This window comes from Kineosporia mesophila (assembly GCF_021129235.1).
Classification (GTDB): domain Bacteria; phylum Actinomycetota; class Actinomycetes; order Actinomycetales; family Kineosporiaceae; genus Kineosporia; species Kineosporia mesophila.
Window position 1 is genome coordinate 64,675 of record NZ_JAJOMA010000016.1, and the last position, 20,038, is coordinate 84,712.

General features: G+C 68.0%; 21 protein-coding genes and 1 riboswitch. Of the genes, 10 read left to right on the plus strand and 11 right to left on the minus strand.

What is annotated here, in order from left to right:
* Positions 1-5 precede the first annotated feature (5 nt).
* A complete protein-coding gene (locus LR393_RS22200; RefSeq protein ID WP_231486069.1) occupies positions 6-374 on the plus strand; it encodes an RNA-binding S4 domain-containing protein in 369 nt (122 codons plus the stop codon).
* A 54-nt stretch (positions 375-428) separates the two neighbouring features.
* Complete coding sequence (locus tag LR393_RS22205) at positions 429-572, plus strand: hypothetical protein (RefSeq protein WP_231486070.1); 144 nt, start codon at positions 429-431, stop codon at positions 570-572.
* Positions 573-838: 266 nt separating this feature from the next.
* Here the strand turns inward: LR393_RS22205 and LR393_RS22210 are convergent, their stop codons facing one another.
* The 7 genes from LR393_RS22210 to LR393_RS22240 all read right to left on the minus strand — a co-directional run bounded on the left by LR393_RS22210 (position 839) and on the right by LR393_RS22240 (position 9,003).
* Positions 839-1,921, minus strand: coding sequence for a LacI family DNA-binding transcriptional regulator (locus LR393_RS22210; protein ID WP_231486071.1), 1,083 nt, complete (start codon positions 1,919-1,921; stop codon positions 839-841).
* Between the two features lie 120 nt (positions 1,922-2,041).
* The gene (mmsB, locus tag LR393_RS22215) at positions 2,042-3,304 is read right to left on the minus strand and encodes a multiple monosaccharide ABC transporter permease (RefSeq protein WP_345718845.1); all 1,263 of its coding nucleotides are present in this window, start codon (positions 3,302-3,304) and stop codon (positions 2,042-2,044) included.
* Between the two features lie 339 nt (positions 3,305-3,643).
* Positions 3,644-5,179 (minus strand): multiple monosaccharide ABC transporter ATP-binding protein, encoded by a 1,536-nt coding sequence (gene mmsA / locus LR393_RS22220; protein ID WP_231486073.1) that lies wholly within the window; start codon positions 5,177-5,179, stop codon positions 3,644-3,646.
* 84 nt (positions 5,180-5,263) lie between these two features.
* Complete coding sequence (gene chvE / locus LR393_RS22225) at positions 5,264-6,391, minus strand: multiple monosaccharide ABC transporter substrate-binding protein (protein WP_269327686.1); 1,128 nt, start codon at positions 6,389-6,391, stop codon at positions 5,264-5,266.
* A 71-nt stretch (positions 6,392-6,462) separates the two neighbouring features.
* Complete coding sequence (araA, locus tag LR393_RS22230) at positions 6,463-7,968, minus strand: L-arabinose isomerase (RefSeq protein ID WP_231486074.1); 1,506 nt, start codon at positions 7,966-7,968, stop codon at positions 6,463-6,465.
* A gap of 82 nt (positions 7,969-8,050) precedes the next feature.
* Positions 8,051-8,725 carry an L-ribulose-5-phosphate 4-epimerase gene (locus LR393_RS22235; RefSeq protein ID WP_231486075.1) on the minus strand — a complete coding sequence of 225 codons (675 nt, stop codon included), beginning with the start codon at positions 8,723-8,725 and terminating at the stop codon, positions 8,051-8,053.
* Positions 8,722-9,003 (minus strand): hypothetical protein, encoded by a 282-nt coding sequence (locus LR393_RS22240; RefSeq protein ID WP_231486076.1) that lies wholly within the window; start codon positions 9,001-9,003, stop codon positions 8,722-8,724. Before LR393_RS22240 ends, LR393_RS22235 begins: the two co-directional genes overlap by 4 nt.
* 478 nt (positions 9,004-9,481) lie before the next feature.
* Between LR393_RS22240 and LR393_RS22245 the strand changes: the two genes are divergently transcribed.
* Positions 9,482-9,820, plus strand: coding sequence for a hypothetical protein (locus tag LR393_RS22245; RefSeq protein ID WP_231486077.1), 339 nt, complete (start codon positions 9,482-9,484; stop codon positions 9,818-9,820).
* On the opposite strand, the gene LR393_RS22250 is transcribed toward LR393_RS22245, so the two are convergent.
* Both LR393_RS22250 and LR393_RS22255 read right to left on the minus strand, forming a co-directional pair.
* A complete protein-coding gene (locus LR393_RS22250; protein WP_231486078.1) occupies positions 9,817-10,131 on the minus strand; it encodes a DMT family transporter in 315 nt (104 codons plus the stop codon). The genes LR393_RS22245 and LR393_RS22250 overlap by 4 nt on opposite strands.
* Before the next feature lie 10 nt (positions 10,132-10,141).
* Positions 10,142-10,209: riboswitch (guanidine-III (ykkC-III) riboswitch) on the minus strand.
* Positions 10,210-10,247: 38 nt separating this feature from the next.
* Complete coding sequence (locus LR393_RS22255) at positions 10,248-11,159, minus strand: ribokinase (RefSeq protein WP_231486079.1); 912 nt, start codon at positions 11,157-11,159, stop codon at positions 10,248-10,250.
* A 444-nt stretch (positions 11,160-11,603) separates the two neighbouring features.
* Here LR393_RS22255 and LR393_RS22260 point away from each other — a divergent pair, with 444 nt between their 5' ends.
* From LR393_RS22260 to LR393_RS22280, 5 genes are read left to right on the plus strand one after another with little or no spacing between them, the layout of a single operon-like run.
* On the plus strand, positions 11,604-12,986 hold the full coding sequence (locus LR393_RS22260) for a hemolysin family protein (RefSeq protein WP_345718846.1): 1,383 nt from the start codon (positions 11,604-11,606) through the stop codon (positions 12,984-12,986).
* The gene (locus tag LR393_RS22265) at positions 12,983-13,996 is read left to right on the plus strand and encodes a hemolysin family protein (protein ID WP_231486081.1); all 1,014 of its coding nucleotides are present in this window, start codon (positions 12,983-12,985) and stop codon (positions 13,994-13,996) included. The genes LR393_RS22260 and LR393_RS22265 overlap by 4 nt, the downstream gene beginning before the upstream one ends.
* 53 nt (positions 13,997-14,049) lie before the next feature.
* The gene (locus LR393_RS22270; protein ID WP_231486082.1) at positions 14,050-14,565 is read left to right on the plus strand and encodes a low molecular weight protein-tyrosine-phosphatase; all 516 of its coding nucleotides are present in this window, start codon (positions 14,050-14,052) and stop codon (positions 14,563-14,565) included.
* Complete coding sequence (locus LR393_RS22275) at positions 14,566-15,336, plus strand: fructosamine kinase family protein (RefSeq protein WP_231486083.1); 771 nt, start codon at positions 14,566-14,568, stop codon at positions 15,334-15,336.
* 16 nt (positions 15,337-15,352) lie between these two features.
* A complete protein-coding gene (locus tag LR393_RS22280; protein ID WP_231486084.1) occupies positions 15,353-15,946 on the plus strand; it encodes a YdcF family protein in 594 nt (197 codons plus the stop codon).
* Here the strand turns inward: LR393_RS22280 and LR393_RS36570 are convergent.
* Positions 15,943-16,608, minus strand: coding sequence for a helix-turn-helix transcriptional regulator (locus LR393_RS36570; protein ID WP_231486085.1), 666 nt, complete (start codon positions 16,606-16,608; stop codon positions 15,943-15,945). The two genes, LR393_RS22280 and LR393_RS36570, sit on opposite strands and share 4 nt — an antisense overlap.
* Positions 16,605-17,282, minus strand: coding sequence for a helix-turn-helix transcriptional regulator (locus tag LR393_RS22290; RefSeq protein WP_231486086.1), 678 nt, complete (start codon positions 17,280-17,282; stop codon positions 16,605-16,607). Before LR393_RS22290 ends, LR393_RS36570 begins: the two co-directional genes overlap by 4 nt.
* 342 nt (positions 17,283-17,624) lie before the next feature.
* Here LR393_RS22290 and LR393_RS22295 point away from each other — a divergent pair, with 342 nt between their 5' ends.
* The gene (locus LR393_RS22295; RefSeq protein ID WP_231486087.1) at positions 17,625-19,667 is read left to right on the plus strand and encodes a sensor histidine kinase; all 2,043 of its coding nucleotides are present in this window, start codon (positions 17,625-17,627) and stop codon (positions 19,665-19,667) included.
* Positions 19,668-19,670: 3 nt separating this feature from the next.
* Positions 19,671-20,033 (plus strand): DUF742 domain-containing protein, encoded by a 363-nt coding sequence (locus tag LR393_RS22300; protein ID WP_231486088.1) that lies wholly within the window; start codon positions 19,671-19,673, stop codon positions 20,031-20,033.
* The last annotated feature ends 5 nt before the right edge of the window (positions 20,034-20,038 follow it).

The window sequence follows — 20,038 nt, forward strand, 5'->3', positions numbered from 1 at the left end:
GGCACGTGGATGTGGCAGAGGTGCGACTGGACGTCTGGGTCTCGTCCGTGCGGCTGTTCAAGACCCGGTCGGCGGCCTCGACCGCCTGCCGCGGCGGGCACGTGTCGGTCAACGGGCACAAGGCGAAACCGTCGACGGTGGTGCGCGTGGGCGACAAGGTGGAGGCCATCACGCCCGGCGGTGAGCGCATCGCGATCGTGCTCAAGCTGATCCAGAAGCGGGTGGGGGCGGCCGTGGCCGTGACCTGTTTCGAGGACCTCACGCCCGCTCCCCCACCGAAGGAGGAGATCGTGCACGTCGCCGTGCGCGACCGCGGGGCGGGCCGGCCGACCAAGCGAGAGCGCCGTCAGCTCGACGCCTTCCGGATCCAGTAGCGGAAGATCAACTCCTCACTGGCCCACGAGACCACCGAGGACATCGTCCACCAGGTGCAGGCCATCAAAGTGCGGGCCATCCAGACGGACGCCTCCGCGGCGGTGGCCGCCATCGGGGAGATCTCCGAGGTCATCAACCACATCAGCACCGGCCGGAACACCATCACCGCCGCGGTGGCCCTGGACGCCCCGTCCTAGGAGTTGCAGGACGTGGTGCGCCGGTTCCGGGTGGGACCGGTTCAAGGGGACACCCTTGATGTCCACATAAGACGGATTGTCCGATTGGGCGCGGCCCGGCTTACTGGAGATGCGCCACCCGTCCCCGGCACCGCCCCAGATCGCGGATGCCGGACGCCCTGCGGGTGGGCCCGGCGCCGAAGGGGCAGCGGCGCACGACACCGGGGCGCGGTCCCTGCTAACGGGGGAGGGACCGCGCTCCTATGTTCGTGCCAGACCTCAGGACTTCAGTGCCGGGGGGCCGCGGTGCTCTCGCGGATCACCAGTTCCGGCCCGATGACCGTGCGGCCGGCGGGTTCACCCACGCCGGTCTCGATCTGCGCCAGCAGGGCCTTGAGACTGCGCCGGCCGACCTCTTCGAACGGCTGGCGCACGGTGGTGAGGGGCGGGCTGAAGTACCCGGCCTCGGGAATGTCGTCGAAACCGACCACGCTGATGTCGCCCGGCAGGTCGCGGCCGTTCTCCCGCAGCGCGCGCAGCACGCCGACGGCCATCGAGTCGTTGGCCACGAACACCGCGGTGACGTCGCGCATGCGGCTCAGGATCTGACCGGCGTCATACCCCGTCGCCGCACTCCAGTCACCGTGCAGCAGAGGCGGAACTTCCGCCCCGGCATCCTCGAGCGCCGCGGTCCAGCCGGCCACCCGGTCCTGGGCCTCGTAGAAGTGACCGGGACCGGAGACGTGCCACACCGTGCTGTGCCCGAGGCCCAGCAGATGTTCCGTGGCGAGCCGGGCCCCGGCGATCTGGTCCACCGAGATCACCGGCAGTGAGCTTTTCAGCGAACTCTCGACCGCGACCAGGGGAAGATGCCGGGCCATCGTGGCAAGCGACTCCCCCACCGAGGTGAGAGGTGCCACCACGACGATGCCCTCGACGCCCTGGCGTTCCAGGCGGGTGACGGCTCTCTCGACCGAACCACCCTCCCCCCAGCCGACGTTCACCACGGTGAGGATGTAGCCTTCTTCACGGGCAGCCGCTTCGACGCCGTAGAGCATCGACATCGGCCCGTAGAGCGCGCCTCCGATGGTGACCAGGCCGAGCACTTTCGACCGGCCGGTCACGAGTGTGCGGGCCGCCGAGTTCGGGCGATAACCCAGTTCGTCGATGGCGGCCAGAACGACGGCACGAGTGCGGGAACTGACGCCGTCGCTACCGTTGAGCACTCGCGAGACGGTCTGGTGAGACACCCCTGCGAGCTTGGCGACGTCGTGCATCCCGGGCCGTTTACGTTGCCCCACACTGCCCGGACTGCCGGAGTTCCCTGGATCACTGCCGGCCTGGGCCGACGCCCGGGACGGAGGAGTCATGAATCTGATCCTAACGTCGTGGGATTCACGCGCGGGATCGCTCGTGGGGAGGAGGAACCCCGGCCCGGACGCCGGAACGGCGCCACGGGCCAGGGGTTCAACCCGAAACTTCGGAACTGGCTAGCGTGAGCTAGCACCCGCCCGACGCTTGGTCCAGACGTCGAAGGCGACCGCGGCGAGCAGTACCAGACCCTTGACCAGCATGACCTGCTCGCTACCGGCGCCCAGCAGGGACATGCCGTTGTCGATGACGGCCATGATCAGACCACCGGTGATGGCGCCGATCACCTTGCCGACACCACCCTGCACAGCCGCACCACCGATGAAGGCAGCCGCGATGGCGTCCAGCTCGAAGCTGTTACCGGCGGTCGGGCCGGCCAGGTTCAGACGGCCGGAGAAGATGATGCCCGCGACGGCGGACAGCACACCCATGTTGACGAACAGCCAGAACGTCACCGACTTGACCTTGACACCGGAAAGTGTTGCGGCGTTGAGGTTGCCACCGATGGCGTAGATGTGACGGCCGAACACGGCCCGGGCGGTGATCAGCGAGTAGATGATGACCAGCGCGCCGAGCAGGAGCAGCACCCACGGCAGGTTCTTGAACCGGGCGAGCTGCACGATGACGAACATCAGCACCACGGACGGCGCGATGATCTTGAGCAGGAACACGGTCATCGACTCGACGCTCTGGCCGAGCTTCTGACGCGCCGTGCGGCCCCGCCACTGCGTCCAGACGATCGTGACGACCAGGGCCACACCGACGAGCAGAGTGATCACGTCGGCGCCACCGAGCGAGCCCAGAGCGACGTTCCCGAGCCAGCCCGGGGTGAAACCGTTGGCCATGTCCCGAACCGTGTCCGGGAACGGGCCGATGCCCTGGTTACCGAGGATCACCAGGGTGAGTGCCCGGAAGACGAGCATGCCGGCCAGGGTGACGATGAAGGCCGGGATGCCGAAGTAGGCCACCCAGTAGCCCTGCCAGGCGCCGATCAGAGCACCCATCAGCAGGGTGAGCGGGATCGCGATCGCCCAGTGCACATCATGATTGACCATGAGTACGGCGGAGAAGGCACCGGTCGCACCGAGCACCGATCCCACCGACAGGTCGATGTGACCCGCGATGATGATCAGGATCATCCCGATCGCCAGGATCAGGATGTAGCTCTTCTGCACGATGATGTTCGACAGGTTCTGCGGCTGCAGCAGGTCGCCGCCGGTCAGAATCGCGAAGAGCACCACGATCAGCGCGAACGCGATGTAGATGCCGTTCTGGCGCAGGCTGTTCGCGTTGAACGAGAACCGGCTGCGCGCGGCGGCCGGAGACTTCGGGGCCGGAGCCGGGGCCTTGGGCGCCGGGGCGGATGACGTGGAAGCCGCCACCAGGGCGGGCTCCTCGACCTTCGCGGGCTCCTCGACCTTGACCGCGTCCTCAGTCTTGACCGCGTCCTCAGTCTTGACCGCGTCGTCCGTCGTGACCGCGTCCCCGGTCTTGACCGGCCCGTCGACCGTGACCGCGTCCTCAGTCCTGACCGCGTCCTCAGTCTTGACCGGCTCGTCGACCTTGACCGGTTCCTCGGCCGTGACGGCGTCCGAGGCCTTCGGGGTGACCTTCGTGGTGACCTCGTCCGTGGGCTCCGTGACCGGTGTTCCCTCGGAGGTGACCTCGTCGGGCTTCTCGGTGTCGGGCTTGGAGGAGGAATCAGTGCTGGCCATCGTGGCTCACTCCTGCCCTCTGGTCATGTACTGCATGAGCAGCTCCTGGTTGGCTTTTTCACGGGGCACCTCACCGGTGATCCGCCCCTCCGAGAGGGTGTAGATCCGGTCGCAGATACCCAGCAGCTCAGGCAGCTCGGAGGAGATCACCAGGATCGCCTTTCCCTCCGCCGCAAGCTGGTTGATGATCTGGTAGATCTCGTACTTGGCACCGACGTCGATACCGCGCGTCGGCTCGTCGAGGATCAGCACGTCGGGGTTGGTGTAGATCCACTTGGCCAGCACGACCTTCTGCTGGTTACCACCACTGAGCTTGCCGGTGATCGAGGCCACGGTGGGCGCCTTGATCCGCAGGCTCTTGCGGAATCCCTCGGCGACGGACAGTTCCTGGTTGTCGTCGACCCAGCCGGCCTTGGCCAGCTTGCCCAGGGCCGCGGCGGAGACGTTCCGCTGGATGTTGTCGATCAGGTTGAGGCCGTAGCGCTTCCGGTCCTCGGTGGCGTAGGCGAGGCCGTGCGCAATGGCCTGCTGAACGTTCTTCGCCTCGATCGGCTTGCCGAACTTGTAGAGCTGACCGCTGATGTTCGTGCCGTAGCTGCGACCGAACACGCTCATGGCGAGCTCGGTGCGACCGGCGCCCATCAGACCGGCCAGGCCGACAACCTCGCCCTTGCGCAGGTTCAGGTTGGCGTTCCGGATCAGCACCCGACCACGCTGGGTCGGGCTGTGTACGGTCCAGTTCTCGATCCGCAGAACCTCTTCACCGATCTCGATGCTGGGATCGCGATCGGGGTAACGGTTCTCGAGCGAGCGGCCGACCATCAGCGAGATGATCCGGTCTTCGGTGACCTCGTCACGCTTCATGTGCAGGGTGTCGATCGTCTGACCGTCACGGATGATCGTGACCTGGTCGGAAATCGCTTTGATCTCGTTCAGCTTGTGCGAGATGATCACACAGGTGATGCCCTCGTCACGCAGGCCGCGTAGCAGGTCGAGCAGGTGCGCGGAGTCGTCATCGTTGAGAGCCGCGGTGGGCTCGTCGAGGATGAGCATGCGCACCTTCTTCGACATCGCCTTGGCGATCTCGACGAGCTGCTGCTTACCCACACCGAGCTCGATGATCTTGGTGGTGGGGTTCTCGTCCAGTCCGACGCGCTTCAGCAGTTTCGCTGCGCGCGCGTTCGTCTCGTCCCAGTTGATCAGGCCCCGCTTGGCCGTCTCGTTGCCCAGGAAGATGTTCTCGGCGATCGACAGCTCCGGCACCAGCGCGAGTTCCTGGTGGATGATGACGATTCCGCGCTCTTCGCTGTCCCGGATACCGGAGAACTCGCAAGTCTTGCCTTCGAAGACGATGTCGCCTTCGTACTCACCGAACGGGTAGACCCCCGACAGAACCTTCATCAGGGTGGACTTCCCGGCGCCGTTCTCACCGCAGATGGCGTGGATCTCGCCCTCCGCCACCGTGAAAGTGACGTTCTGCAGCGCCTTCACGCCCGGGAAGGTCTTCGTGATGTTACGCATTTCAAGGATATTGCTGGGCATCCGCGCTCCTCAAGAGGGATGCGCCGGTCCGCCCACCGACCGGAAGGGCTGGCCTGTGGGCGGACCGGCAGCTGGGGGTATCAGCTACTTGAGGTCAGACTCTTTGTAGTAGCCCGATTCCACGAGAACCTTCTCGTAGTTGTCCTTGTAGACGATGACCGGCTCAAGGAGCTGCGACGGCACGACCTTCTTGCCGTTGTCGTAGTCCTTGGTGTTGTTCACCTCGGGCTCTTCGCCCTTCATCACCTTGTCGGCCATGTTCACGGCGACGTCGGCGAGCTCACGCGTGTCCTTGTAGATGGTCGCGTACTGCTCACCCTTGATGATCGACTTGACCGACGCCTCCTCGGCGTCCTGGCCGGTGACGATCGGGAAGGGGTCACCCTTGCCGTAACCGGCGCTGCTCAGGGCCGAGAGGATGCCGATGCTCATGCCGTCGTACGGGGACAGCACACCGTCAACCTTGGTGTCGCCCTTGTACGCCTTGGTGATGACGTTCTCCATGCGGGCCTGAGCGGTCTCCGGCTTCCACTGGAGGGTGGCGACCGTCTTGAAGTCCGTCTCGCCGCTCTGGACCACGAGGGTCTTGTCGTCGAGGTACGGCTTCAGGGTGTCCATCGCGCCGTTGTAGAAGAACGTGGCGTTGTTGTCGTCGGGCGAACCGGCGAACAGCTCGATGTTGAACGGGCCCTTGGCGTCGCCGTCGGAACCGTCCTCCTTCTTCAGGCCGAGGCCCACGAGGAGGGAGGTGGCCTGCTGGACGCCGACCTTGTAGTTGTCGAAGCTGGCGTAGTAGTCGACAGCGTCGGTGTCACGGATCAGGCGGTCATAGGAGATGACCTTGATGCCCTGCTCCTTGGCCGACTCCAGCTGCGTGGTCAGCGCGGTGCCGTCGATCGCGGCGACGATGAGAACACGGGCGCCCTGGGCGATCTGGTTCTCGATCTGCTCGACCTGGGTCGGGATCTTGTCCTCGGCGTACTCGAGGCTGACCTTGTAACCGAGCTTCTCGAGCGCGGCCTTGACGTTGTCACCGTCATTGATCCAGCGCTCGGACGACCGGGTCGGCATGGTCACGCCGACCAGCGAGCCCTTGACGTCCTCGCCCGCCTTGGGAGCGTCTCCACCGGTCTTCTCGGCCGACCCACAGGCGGCCAGGGCCGCCATCAGGGTGAAGCCGGCGACGATCCGGGTAACTCTGCTGCGTTGCATCTGTTCTCTCCGGTGCTCTGAGACGGCCATCCTTGGCCGCCGGGCAGTTTGTGATACAGGGGAGCGTTACGTCAGAAGCCTTGCGCCAGGCGGTAGTACGCCTGGTTCCACCTCAGTTCACGGCCGAACGAACGGACGTCGGTCGAGGCGTCGATCAGTGCGAGCTCGGTCTCGAGCATGTCCGCGAGGTCGCCGAGGTGCTCACCGGTGAGAGCCGTGGACAGCACCGTGTGGTGCGGGCCACCGGCGGTGAGCCAGGCCTCGGCGGACGTCGCCAGGTCCGGCTGGGGCTTCCAGACGGCCCGGGCAACGGGGAGGTTCGGTAGTGCTTCCAGTGGTTCGACAACCTCGATCTGGTTGGCGACGAACCGGAACCGGTCGCCCATGTCGGCGATACCGATCGTGACCGCCTCGCCCGGCGCGGCGTCGAACACCATGCGCACCGGGTCCTCACGGCCTCCGATACCCAGCGGATGGATCTCGATCCTCGGCTTGCCGACGGCGATGCTCGGGCAGACCTCGAGCATGTGCGCACCGAGAATGAGCTCCTGGCCAGGCACCAGGTGGTAGGTGTAGTCCTCCATGAACGACGTGCCGCCGGGCAGGCCCTGCGCCGTCGCCTTCAGGGTGTGGAGGAGGACCGAGGTCTTCCAGTCGCCTTCGCCTCCGAAGCCGAAGCCGTCAGCCATCAGCCGCTGCACGGCCAGGCCGGGCAGCTGGCGCAGACCGCCGAGGTCTTCGAAGTTCGTGGTGAAGGCCTTGAAGTCACCCTCGGCCAGGAAGGTCCGCAGCCCGACCTCGATGCGGGCGCCGTAGCGCAGCGACTCGTGCCGCTCGCCACCCACCCGCAGCTCGGGGGCCACGTCGTAGAGGTCTTCGTACTCCGCGACCAGCGCGGTGATCGCCGCGTCGTCCACCGCGTCCACGACCTCGACCAGGTCGTTGACACCGTAGGTGTTCACCGAGGTACCGAACTTCAGCTCGGCCTCGACCTTGTCGCCCTCGGTCACCGCGACGTTCCGCATGTTGTCGCCGAACCGGGCCAGGCGCAAGGTGCGCATGGCGTGGCGGCCGGCCGCGGCGTGCGCCCAGACCCCGACCTTCGCCAGCGTGCGCGGCGAGCTGACGTGGCCGGCGACGGTCTTGCGCGGGGTGCCGAGACGGGTCTGGATGTAACCGAACTCGCGGTCGCCGTGGGCGGCCTGGTTCAGGTTCATGAAGTCCATGTCGATCTGCGCCCAGGGCAGGCCCTCGTTCGCCTGGGTGTGCAGGTGCAGCAGGGGCTTGTCGAGCGCGTCCAGGCCGGAGATCCACATCTTGGCCGGGGAGAACGTGTGCATCCAGGCGATCAGGCCGATGACGCTGTCGTCGGCGTTGGCCTCGAGCATCAGGCGGCGGATCGAGGACGAGTCCTTCAGGACCGGCTTCCAGACGATCTCGACCGGGACCTCGGCCGCGTCGTTCAGCGCCCGGGCGATGGTCTGCGACTGGGAGGCGACCTGGTCGAGCACGTCGTCGCCGTAGAGGTTCTGGCTGCCCGTGAGGAACCAGATGGTGCGGTTGGTCGTTGTCGTCATATCAAGAATCCTTGTCACGCAGGCCGATCACAGGATGCGAAGGCCCCTGGGACGACGATGGACGCCCCAGGGACCGACGCGGTCAGCGGCCGTAGACGTTCTGGTAGCGGGCGTAGAGGCTGTCGATGTCGGTCTGGTCGAGGCGGTTCACCGGGCCGAGCGTGCGAGCGATGTGCACGGTGCGCGCGACCTCTTCCAGCATCACCGCGGCCTTGACCGCAGCCTTGGCGCTCTTGCCGATCGTGAACGGGCCGTGCTGGGCCATCAGGACGGCCGGGGAGTTGTGGCCGGTCAGCGTCTCGACGATGCCGCGGCCGATCGAGTCGTCGCCGATCAGCGCGAACGGGCCGACCGGGATGTCGCCGCCGAACTCGTCCGCCATCATCGTCAGCACGCACGGGATCGACTCGCGCCGGGCCGCCCAGGCCGTGGCGTAGGTCGAGTGCGTGTGCACCACGCCGTTGACGTGCGCCATGTGCTTGTACACGTAGGCGTGCGCGGCGGTGTCGGACGACGGGGAGTGGTTGCCCTCGACCAGGTTCCCGTCGAAGTCGACCACCACCATCGACTCCGCGCCGAGCTCGTCGTAGCGCACGCCCGAGGGCTTGATCACGAGCAGGTCGGCATCGGGCACGCGGGCCGACACGTTGCCGGCGGTCCAGACCACCAGGCCGTTGGCCGGCAGTTCGGCGTGCAGGGCGGCGACCTCTTCGCGGACGGAGGAGATCGTGGAGCGGATGTCTTCGGTGATGGTCACGGCTTCCCAGCAATCTGCCCGGCGCGCACCTGGTGCCGCAGAGCCGTCAATCTCTTCGGTACGTCGTTGCCACCGCGCGCGAAGTGGTCCTGCGGCGCGGTGTGCTCACGGAACAGCGGATCAGCTGCCGCGGCTTTCGGGGTACGGGCGGCGGGGACGTTCACACCGGGGAGAACGCACTCGACCACGGTGTGCGGACGGTTGCCCCGCGACAGGGTTCCGGGGCCGACGCCGACGGCAACAGCCGCCGGATCGTCGAACAGCGGTACCGCTGTCATGGTCGTCTCCTTCGACGTACTCAAACACCAAGATTGTGAACGTTAACAACGCTCGCTGGGGTGAGAGCTTGAGGTACACGCCACATCGCTGTCAAGGACTCCTTTCGGCCCTTGCGCGCAGCCTTTGGCAAGCACTGAACCGCAGCTCAAAAGGGGCAAAGCTCTTCGTGTTGTAACCGGTACTGCACTCTGAGCTGCGCATTTGTGACCGTTAACTAGTCCCGCGCCATCCAGGTCTTTCGGCGACTCTGAAACCGGAACGGATGTGGCTGAAGTGACAACGATTTGGTCACCGCACGACGAACGGTAGCCCAAGCGCGACGAATGGACGATTCCGGACCACCAGCGGTTGGCGAGCGTGGAACGGTCCGGACGCCCGCAGTGCCGCGTCCCTGCCCCCGCCCTTGTCGAAACACCCCGTGACGCACCATAAACTGAGCGCTATCAAAGCTGGTCACGGCGGGATTGAGGGTGACGTGTGAACAAGACGGGGACAGCTCGCCGGCTCGTGCGCTACCGGCGGTACATCGACGCCCTCCGGGCCGGCCTGCTGGCCGTCGGCACCCTGGCCCTCACCGTGACCCTGGAGGTGATCGTCCTGCTCACCGCGGACGACCGGGCCCGCGGTGACGAGCTGCTCGACGCGGCCCTGCTCACGGCGGGCCTGGTCGTCGCGCCACTGGTCACCGCGGGCCTGGCGTCTCTCGTGCTGACCCGGTCAGTGCTGCACCACCGCCAGCTGCTGGCCGAAACCTGTTACTGGGTGGTCGGTTGCGACCTTGCCATAGGAATCGTGGTGGTACTGGACAGGCCCTAGTGGGCCAGCTTCAGGCCGACCACGCCGCCGACGATCATGAGCAGCAGCAGAATCTTCACCGTCGACACCGGTTCTTCGCCCGAGGCCATGGAGTACCCCACGGTCAGGACGGCGCCGATGCCCACCCAGACGGCGTAGGACGTGCCGACCGGAAGGGAGCGCATCGCCACGCCCAGCCCGGCCGTGCTGGCGAGGATGGCGACCGCGAACACCACGGTGGGAAGGGGTTTGGTGAATCCCTCGGAACGGCCCAGGGCCGTGGCCCAGACGGCCTCGAGGACACCGGAGAGACAGAGCACGAGCCACGACACGACGAGCCTCCAGATGCCGTCTTGTCGCGCTCCGGGTACGGCACCCCTCGTCCGGGAGCCACGTCGAAGTGGCCCTACGGACCAGGGAAGCACGTACCCGGAGCAGTGTCCAGCCCTCAGCCCTGTCCGGCGGGGTAGGCCTTCAGCACCTCGTCGCGGGTCGGGATACCGCTGGCCGCACCGGGCCGCTGAACGGCCAGGGCACTCACCGAGGTGGCGAAACGGGCTGCGGCGGTGAGGCGTTCGAGCAGGTCGCCAGCGGGGTCGGAGCGGTCGAGCTCGGCCGCGAGCGCGCCGCAGAACGCGTCGCCGGCTCCGGTAGTGTCGACGGCGCGGACCCGGTGGGCGGGGATCGCGACCGGTTCGCTGCCCCGTACCGCGATCAGGGAGCCCTCGGCGCCCAGGGTCAGCACCACGGCCGGAACCTGTTCCAGCAGACGGGTGATCAGTTCGGGGGCGGGGGCGGGAGCGCCGTTGAGGTCGGCGGCCTCGTGCTCGTTGACGATGAGGACGTCGAGAAGCACGAGCAGATCGGGAGAGACCTCCCGGGTGGGGGCCGCGTTGAGGAGGACCAGCCCCTGGGACGTGCGGGCCGCGTCCACCATCGAGCTCTCCGGGATCTCCTGCTGCATCAGCAGAATCTTCGCCGAGGCGACGATCTCGCGTTCCGGGTCGGTGAGTGCGGTGATGGACGCGTTGGCGCCGGGCACCACGATGATGACGTTCTCGCCGTCGTCGCCGACCGTGATCCAGGCCGTGCCGGTCGGGACGGAGGCCGTGCGGGTGCGGGTCCGGACACCGGCCCCGCGCAATTCCGACAGCAGGCGCGCAGCCGCCGCGTCGTCCCCCAAGGCTCCGACGAAAACTGTCTCCGCGCCGCTGCGACCTGCCCCGACGGCCTGGTTGGCGCCCTTGCCGCCCGGGTGCTCGGCGACGTCGGTGCCGAGGATGGTCTCCCCCGGCCCGGGGATCCGGGGCGCGCGAACCACATGGTCAAGATTCACACTGCCGACGACAACGACGGACATCCCTACAGCCTCCTTGGCGTGAAAGGACGACAGCCTAGGTCCTGACATTCCCGGGCCCGCTCAGGGCCGACGGCGGTTCAGCGCCCCGACCCCGGCCGGCAGCACCATCACGTCGGCGGGCAGCTTCGCGGTGAGGGTCTGGGCCGCCGATGTTCGCGGCGGTGGAGACCATCTCGAACCGCTGCGACGGGGCGCCGGGACGGGAGTTCCACCACCGGGGCCCCGGGCCTGATCGGGATGCTCCGCGAGCGCCGGTTCACGGGCCCGGTTCACACCGGGGCCCGAGCTGCCGAGGATCCGGTATGAGCAGGCCGGGAACCCAGACCCGCAGCGACACGTTGTGCCCGGGAGACAGATACCCCCCAGAGAGCGAGCGATGGACGACCACGACTATCCATGCCCCCGGAACTGTGCCGATCCTGACGCGGTGAAGGGGGGAACGAACTGATGTGGGTCCTGTCCCTGCTCCTGGGTGTACTGGTGGTGCTGGCGATCACTGCCGTCACCGGATACTTCGTGGCGCAGGAATTCGCGTACATGGCGGTGGACCGGTCGGCCCTGAGGGCCCGGGCGGATGCCGGTGACACGGCGGCCGAGCGGGCCCTGAAGGTCACGCAGCGCACGTCGTTCATGTTGTCGGGCGCCCAGCTGGGCATCACCGTCACCGGCCTGCTCGTCGGTTACGTGGCCGAGCCGCTGATCGGTGAGGCCCTGGGTGAGGCCCTCGGCGGTGTCGGGGTTCCCACCGGTGTCGGCATCGCGATCGGCACCGTTCTGGCCCTGCTGTTCTCCACCGCCGTGCAGATGATCTTCGGTGAGCTGTTCCCGAAGAACCTGGCCATCGCCCGGCCCGACCCGGTCGCCCTCTGGCTGGCCGGCTCGACCAGCGCCTACCTGACCGTCTTCGGCTGGCTGATCCAGATCTTCGACAAGTCCTCGAACGCCCTGCTGAAGGTGCTGGGCATCGAGCCGGCGCACGACGTGGAGCACTCGGCCACGGCCCGCGACCTGGAGCACATCGTGGCCGAGTCGGCGCAGAGCGGTGACCTGCCCCAGGAGCTGTCGCTGCTGCTCGACCGCATTCTCGACTTCCCGCAGCAAGATGTGCAGCACGCGATGATCCCGCGCACCGCCGTCGGGGTGGTGCACTCGGACGACCCGCTGACCCGGGTGCGTGAGCTGATGAGCACGGGGCACAGCCGCTACCCGGTACTGGGCCCGGACGACGCCGTGCTCGGCGTCGTGCACCTGCAGGACGTGCTGACGCTGAAGCCCGACCACCCGGGAACGGCGACGGACATCATGCGCCCCGCCACCCTGGTGCCGACCACCATGCCGCTGACCTCCCTGCTGCGACTGCTGGTGACCAAGCGGGCCCAGCTGGCCTGCGTGCTGGACGAGTGGGGCGGTTTCGCCGGCCTGATCACGTCCGAGGACCTGGCCGAAGAACTGGTCGGTGAGATCACCGACGAGCACGACCCGGCGGATTCGGGCAAGCGTCTCCGGCCCCCGCGGGCCGACGACGGCACCTGGCTGCTGCCCGGTTCCACTCCGCTGGACGAGGCGGAACGGGCCGTGGACAGCGAACTTCCGAGGGGCGACTTCGAGACCCTGGCCGGGCTGGTCATCGCCCGCCACGGTTCGCTGCCCGGGGTGGGCACGGTGGTCGAGGTGGAACTGCCCACCGACCCGGCCCTGCTGGCCCTGGACGGCGACCCACCCGTCTTCGTGATGTCCGCGGAGGTGATGCGGGTGGAGCGGCACGTCCCGGCCGAGCTCCGCCTGCGCATCGACGAGCAGAAGACCGACGAGGAGGTGGAGGCATGAGCAACCCGTTCGTGGTCGTGGCGGTGACCTTCGCGCTGATCGCCCTGTCCGCCTTCTTCGTGGCGATCGAGTTCGCCCTGCTGGCCGCCCGCCGCCACCGGCTCGAAGACCTGGCCACGTCGAGCCGTTCGGCCCGGGCCGCGCTGCGCAGCTCGAGTGAGCTGACCGTGCTGCTGGCCGGTTCGCAGCTGGGCATCACGGCCTGCACCCTGGCCCTCGGCGCGGTCACCAAACCGGCCGTGCACCACTGGCTCACCCCGCTGTTCGAGCACTGGGGCATGGGTGAGCTGCCCGCCGACGTGGCCGGCTTCGGGCTGGCCCTGATCATCGTCACCTTCCTGCACCTGGTGGTGGGTGAGATGGCGCCGAAGTCGTGGGCGATCGCGCACCCGGAGACCTCGGCCGTGCTGCTGGCCCTGCCGATGCGGGCGTTCATGGCGCTCACCCGGCCGCTGCTGAACGGGCTGAACGCGATCGCCAACTGGTGCCTGAGCCAGGTGAACGTCGACCCGGCCGAGCAGGTCGCCTCGGGCCGCGACCCGGCGGCGCTGCGCAGCCTGGTCGAGCACTCGGCCAGTGTCGGGTCGCTCGAGGCGGGGTACTCGGACCGGCTGAACAACGCCCTGCACCTGGAGACCCTGACCGTGGGGGACCTGGTGCGACGTGACGGGGGCACGACCAGCGTGCTGCCGGACGCCGACGTGCGGGCCGTGCGGGAGGCCTCCCTGTCGTCGGGCCACCTGCGGATCCTGATCGGTGAGGGCGCCACGATGAACGCCGTGGTGCACGTGCGCGACACCCTGCTGGCCCCGGACGACGCCCCCGCGCAGTCCCTGGCCCGCCCGGTGTACGCGCTGCCGGCGCAGACCAAGGTGTTCCAGGCGATGAACCAGATGCGGGAGACCCGCAGTCACCTGGCCACGGTGACGGACGGCGGCCAGTTCGTCGGGGTCATCACCCTGTCGGACCTGCTGGCGCGGCTGTTCCCGGAGTCCGAGTCGGCGATCTGACCGGGCCACGGGTCACGGGAGGGCCGGGAGAGAGTTGAGGGAGAATGGCGGACATGGCGCCGTACCGGATCTGTTTTGTCTGCACGGGCAACATCTGCCGTTCTCCCTCGGCCGAGGTGATCGCACGGGCCCGCATCCATGACGCCGGGCTGGCCGCGCAGGTCGACTCGACGGGTCTCGACAGCTATCACGTGGGTGACGGCGCCGACGAGCGCGCGGTGTGGGCGCTGAAGCGGGCCGGGTACGACGGCAGCGAGCACGTGGCCCAGCAGTTCCACGAGGGTCTGTTCGCCGAGCGCGACCTGATCGTCGCCCTCGACCGCGGCCACTTCCGGCAGCTGCACGCGATGGCGCCCGACGCGGAGTCGGCGGCGAAGATCCGGCTGCTGCGCTCGTTCGACTTCGACCTGGAAGACGTGCCCGAAGACGACCGGCGCATCGACGTGCCCGACCCGTACTACGACCGCAGCGCCGAGAACTCCGAGTTCGTCGAGATGATCGAGCAGATCGAGGCCGCGGTCGACGGCATCGTCGACTACCTCGACGAGCGTCAGGGGCACCCCGCCTAAATGGTCTTCACCAAGCAGGACCCGAACGCGCCGGCCGGTTTCTACCCGGTCGAGGCGGCCGGGCTGCGCTGGCTCGGCGAAGCCACCCCGTCCGGTGGTACCCCGGTGGCCGACGTACTCGAGGTGACCGACTCGTCCATTGTTCTGCCCCGCTACCCCACTGTGAGCCCGACACCCGAGGCGGCCCGCGAGTTCGGCCGCCGGCTCGCCCTCACACACGGCGCGGGGGCACCGCACCACGGGTGCGCGCCTCCCGGTGTCGCCGACGGGTTCATCGCCACGCTGCCCCTGCACCACCTCACCCAACCCCCGCCGCACTGGGGTGACTTCTACGCGCGCTGCCGCGTGGAGCCCTTCGCGCGCGCCGCGGAGGCTTCCGGAGGGCTGAGTGGGAGCGGGCTCAACCTCGTCCTCAAGCTCTGCGACCGACTGCGCGAAGGCGACCCGGCCCTCATCGGCCCGGAAGCGAAACCCGCCCGGCTGCATGGAGATCTGTGGTCGGGCAACATATTGTGGACGTCGGCGGGCACCGTGGTCATCGATCCCGCCGCCCACGGTGGTCACCCGGAGACCGATCTGGCCATGCTCACCCTGTTCGGCCTGCCCCATCTGGAGATCGTGATCGACGGATACCAGGAGACAGCACCTTCGGCGGACGGCTGGAGGGACCGCGTGTCCCTGCACCAGGTGCACCCGTTGCTGGTGCATGCGGTGTTGTTCGGGGCGTCGTACGGAGAGCAGGCGGCGCGGGTGGCGCGGTCGTATGTCTGAAAACCACCGGCCGGAGATGACCGCCCCTCGCGGCGCCGTGACCAGTCTGCCCGCGCGCCGCTGGCCCCGGCGACTGGCGATCTTCCTCGTGGTGGCGGTGCTGGTGATCGTGCCGACCGGCGGGCGGCTGTACTCGTTCCCGCACACCGACACGCTGGCGGACGGTGAGACGGTCGACGCGATCCTGGCCCTCGGCGGGCGCACCGAGACGGCCCTCTACGCACAGCAACTGGTGGAGCAGGGCGGGGCATCGGTGCTGATCGTGTCCGACCCGTACCCCACAGACGATCCGGATTTCCAGCCGGTGCACGATCTGTGTGCCTCGAAACCGACCGATTATCAGCTGATCTGCTTCCGCCCCGACCCGATGACCACCCGGGGGGAGGCCCGCGAACTGGGGCGCCTGGCGCAGGAGAACGACTGGGACCGGGTGGGCGTGGTGGCGGCCAAGTATCACATCAGCCGCACCCGGTCGATCGTGGACCGTTGCTACCCGGGCACTTTGCTGATGATCGAGGCGCCGCTGAGCATTCGCCCCCTGAACTGGACCTACCAGTACGTGCGCCAGACCCTGGGTTACGTGAAGGTCGCGCTGCAGGACGGCTGCTAGAGCAGACCGGCCCTCAGTGCGTAGGCCACGGCGTGGGATCGATTGCGCAGGCCCAGCCGGGCCATCACGCCGGACAGGATGTTCTTCACCGTGCGCTCGGAATACTGCATGCGCTCGGCAATCTCGGCAGTGTCGAGGCCGTCGGCGATCAGGGCGAGCACCTCTACCTCACGGCGTTCCAGGCCCGACGGGGTGAGGCCGCGAGGGATCAGCACCACCCGCTGGAGCTCGGCCATGTCGCGCACCAGACGGCTCTGTACCTCGCGGGGCAGGTCGCTGTCACCGGTGGAGATCGTGCGGATCAGCGCGGTGAACCGGTTGGAGGTGACCTGGGAGCGCCAGAGCACGCCGCGCAGGCCCACTTCCACCGCCGTGAGCAGGTCGACCTCACCGAAACGCTCGATGATCGTGGCGATCGGCAGGTCCCGACCGGCCACCAGATCGCGGATCTGGCGCAGCAACTGGGCGGAGAGGGCGTTGGCGACCACCACCAGCACATCCGCCTCGGCCAGACGGTTCATCGGTTGCAGGATCAGCTCGGACCGCCGGCCGACCAGGTTGACCACACCGGCCTCGTCGAGCTGATCAGCCGCCAGCACACTGATGCGCAGCAGCGACGTGCCCGGGGCCGGGGTGATGGTGCCGCTCGGGGTGGGTATCACAGAACGCCCTTTCGCCAGGCGTAGGCCATGGCCTGGGTACGGTTGCGCAGACGCAACCGGGAAGTGACCGCGAACAGTGTCTTCTGCACCGTGCGCTCGGAATATTGCAGGCGTCGGGCAATCTCGGGGATGGCAAGCCCTTCGGCGAGTAGTCTCAGCACATCGGCCTCACGCCCGTGCGGGGCACTTTCGGCCGCGTCCGGGGCGTGCAGACGGCGGTGCTCGTCCAGGTCGTGCACCAGCCGGGCCGCCAGTCGCCGGTGCGAGACCGGGTGCGTGACGAGGGCGTGGACGTCGGTGATCTCCGCGACCAGTCGCTGGGCGGAGATGTCGCTGCGCCAGAGGCAGGCCACCACACCCAGCGCGGACAGTCGTTCCTGGGCCTCGTCGCCCGGCGTGTCGAGCACCGCCAGGACCGGCAGCGGCCGGGCCCGGGTGGCGGCGCGGACGACGTCGGCGATCTGCGGATCCGGCCGGGGCGCGACCAGCACGATCAGGTGGGCGTCGCCGGCCCGGGAGACCGGCACCAGGCGCAGACGAGGATGCTCCGCGAGCATGCCCTCCACCCCGGCCTGACTCAGCGGGTCGGCCGCGACCAGCACGATCCGCACCTGACTGACCCGGGGCACCGGCGCGACCTCGACCAGGTACGGGGCTACCTGCGCCCGGCTCATCGCGAGACCTCCATCGAGCACCCTCCGCGTCGTTCGCCGGTCCTTTCTCCCATCACGCGACAGAGGCTCGAACTGGTTCAAAACATTACGAGAGGCGTACTTGAAACATCACACAGCGTTGCCCGAGCACCGACTCCTACCGTGACCCGATCGGTAAATCAAGACAGAAATTCAAAGTTGGACTTTTCGTGCAGACCTCTTGCCAATCACATTTTGTAACAATGCGTTCCATATCGGTTAAGTCGGCTGCGGCAACATCATGGGCGGACAAGGGGTTTACCCCCGCACCACGAGGCACTTGACGTGCCGGATCCGCCGCACTGCTTCCCGAGAGGCTGCCTCATGGTTCGACTGCTCGCGCACCGCCGTCCCACGATCCGGCGGCAGTTGCTCGCCATCGTGCTGGTTCCCTCGATCACCCTGATCGCGGTAGCGCTGACCGTCACGGGCTACCTCGCCGTCGACGCCCGGAACAGTAGTTCCCTGCAGAAGTCGGTGTCGGACGCCTCCGCACCGGCGGCCCAGGCCATCCTCGGCCTCCAGGAGGAGCGCCGCCTGTCGATGACCCTCCTGGCCGGCGGTCAACGGGCCGGGCTCGACGGGGCCCGGCAGCAGGTGGACACCTCCCTGACCGACCTGGCTGCCGTGATCGGCCCGCTGATCACGAATTCCGACTCCACCTCCGTGCAACGCCAGATGGGCGCGCTGACTCAGCAGGGCGACCAGATGACCAAGCTGCGGGCCGGGGTCGACTCCGGCCAGGTCGACATCCCCACCACCTACCTGGCCTACGGTCAGGTGATATCCGCGTTCGGCGCCAGTCTGCGCACCGCCACCCAGGAGGCCCCGAACGCTCCCTCCGCCTACGACCAGCTGACCTCGGTCGACCTCTTCTACGGGGCCGAGTCGCTCTGGCGCAGCACGAGTCTCACCGAGGTGGCGATGCTCGGCGGAAACCTGCCGGACACCCTGGCCGCGGACTTCCAGCAGCGCTTCGGCGCGTACCACTCCCAGCTGGCCTCCCTGGGCGAAGTGCTCGGCGACAGCGAGCGCGCCCAGTTGCAGACCCTGATGAGCGGCGCGAACTGGCGGCTGCTCGACCAGACCCAGACGGCGCTGAGCCGGCAACTGGCCGAGGGGAGCAAGCTCCCGAAGAACTGGTCCCCGGTCACGCTCGACCAGTGGCGGGCAGCTGTGGCCCAGGTCGGTGAGCAGCTCGCCTCGCTCTACGGGCAGCACGCCCAGAACGCGGCCGACCGCAGCGCGACGACCGTGCACGACGAGGAGGTGCGGGCCTGGACGGTCGGCGCGATCCTGCTGATGGCGGGGCTTCTCGTGGTGCTGGTGGCGGTGCAGATGTCGGGGCGGGTGGCGCAGCGGCTGCGGAACCTGCGTGACGACACCCGGCGGATGGCCGGCAGCAAGCTGCCGGAAGCCGTCGAGCTGTTGCGCCACGGCAAGGAACCGGGCACCACGATCTCGCCGCTGCGCCACGGTGACGACGAGATCGGTGAAGTGGCGCAGGCCTTCAACGAGGCGCAGGATATGGCCGTGCGGGCGGCGGCGGAGGAGGCGAAGTCCCGGGCCGGTACGCGTGACGTGTTCCTGAACATCGCCCGCCGGACCCAGGGCATCGCCTACCAGCAGCTGAAGCTCCTCGACCAGGCCCAGGAGCACGTCGAGGACCCGGTCCACCTGAAACTGCTCTTCCAGCTGGATCACCTGGCCACCCGGGCCCGGCGGCACGCCGAGAACCTGGTCATCCTGGGCGGCAAGCAGCCCGGCCGGCGCTGGAGCCGCCCGGTGCCGCTGATCGACGTGGTGCGGGGAGCGACCGGCGAGACGATCAACTACGAGCAGGTGGTGGCCCGCCGGATCCCGGACGTCTCCATCGCCTCCGACCGGGCCGCCGACGTCATCCACATCCTGGCCGAACTCATCGACAACGCCACCAGTTTCGGACCTCCCGGATCCACCGTGGAGGTGAGCGGCGAGATGGTCGGCAAGGGCATGGTGGTCGAGATCGAGGACCGCGGCCTGGGCATGAGCGCCGACCAGCGGGAGCAGCTGAACCGTCAGCTGATCGAGGTCCCGGACTTCGGCGACGTGGCCCTGTCGTCCGACACCCGGCTCGGCCTGTTCGTCGTGGGCCGGCTGGCGAGCCGTCACGACATCCGGATCACCCTGCGGGAGTCGCTCTCCTACGGCGGCACGATCGCCGTGGTGCTGCTGCCGACGTCCGTGCTGGTCGGGCCCCCGACCCCGATCAGCCCTCCCACCGGTGGTTTTCCGATGATGAACAGTGGTGCCATCCAGATGCCGGGCGTGTCCCAGGCGCAGCTCTTCCGCGCTTCCGCCACCCCGAGCGGCGTGCAGGAAACGTGATCCGTGGACGATGACGAATTCGTCTGGATGGACGACGCCGGGGGCAAGCTGGTGCGGCCGTTCTCGGTGGTCCGGGGCCGCACCCGGCCCAGCCACCGCGAGCTGGACCTCTTCCTCATGCTCGAGACCACCGCCGGCCTGAACGACCCGCAGGTGCCGGACGCCGAGTACCACAAGGTGCTGGCGCTGTGCCGGAACCCGATGTCGGTCGCCGAGGTGGCGGCCTACTCGGGCCTGCCGATGGCGGTGGCCAAGACCATCATCAACGACCTCCTGGACAACAACTATCTGACCGCGGGCACCACGGCCCAGGAACGTGACCCACGGCTCCTCATGCTGATCCTCGAAGGGCTGAAGCGGCTATGACCAGT

Excerpts from the sequence above, each read along its gene's own strand:
- LR393_RS22210 (WP_231486071.1), bottom strand. The coding sequence starts at position 1,921 with ATGACTCCTCCGTCCCGGGCGTCGGCCCAGGCCGGCAGTGATCCAGGG.
- mmsA (WP_231486073.1), bottom strand. The coding sequence starts at position 5,179 with ATGCCCAGCAATATCCTTGAAATGCGTAACATCACGAAGACCTTCCCG.
- chvE (WP_269327686.1), bottom strand. The coding sequence starts at position 6,391 with ATGCAACGCAGCAGAGTTACCCGGATCGTCGCCGGCTTCACCCTGATG.
- araA (WP_231486074.1), bottom strand. The coding sequence starts at position 7,968 with ATGACGACAACGACCAACCGCACCATCTGGTTCCTCACGGGCAGCCAG.
- LR393_RS22240 (WP_231486076.1), bottom strand. The coding sequence starts at position 9,003 with ATGACAGCGGTACCGCTGTTCGACGATCCGGCGGCTGTTGCCGTCGGC.
- LR393_RS22255 (WP_231486079.1), bottom strand. The coding sequence starts at position 11,159 with ATGTCCGTCGTTGTCGTCGGCAGTGTGAATCTTGACCATGTGGTTCGC.
- LR393_RS22265 (WP_231486081.1), top strand. The coding sequence starts at position 12,983 with ATGAGCAACCCGTTCGTGGTCGTGGCGGTGACCTTCGCGCTGATCGCC.
- LR393_RS22270 (WP_231486082.1), top strand. The coding sequence starts at position 14,050 with ATGGCGCCGTACCGGATCTGTTTTGTCTGCACGGGCAACATCTGCCGT.
- LR393_RS22275 (WP_231486083.1), top strand. The coding sequence starts at position 14,566 with ATGGTCTTCACCAAGCAGGACCCGAACGCGCCGGCCGGTTTCTACCCG.
- LR393_RS22280 (WP_231486084.1), top strand. The coding sequence starts at position 15,353 with ATGACCGCCCCTCGCGGCGCCGTGACCAGTCTGCCCGCGCGCCGCTGG.
- LR393_RS22290 (WP_231486086.1), bottom strand. The coding sequence starts at position 17,282 with ATGAGCCGGGCGCAGGTAGCCCCGTACCTGGTCGAGGTCGCGCCGGTG.
- LR393_RS22295 (WP_231486087.1), top strand. The coding sequence starts at position 17,625 with ATGGTTCGACTGCTCGCGCACCGCCGTCCCACGATCCGGCGGCAGTTG.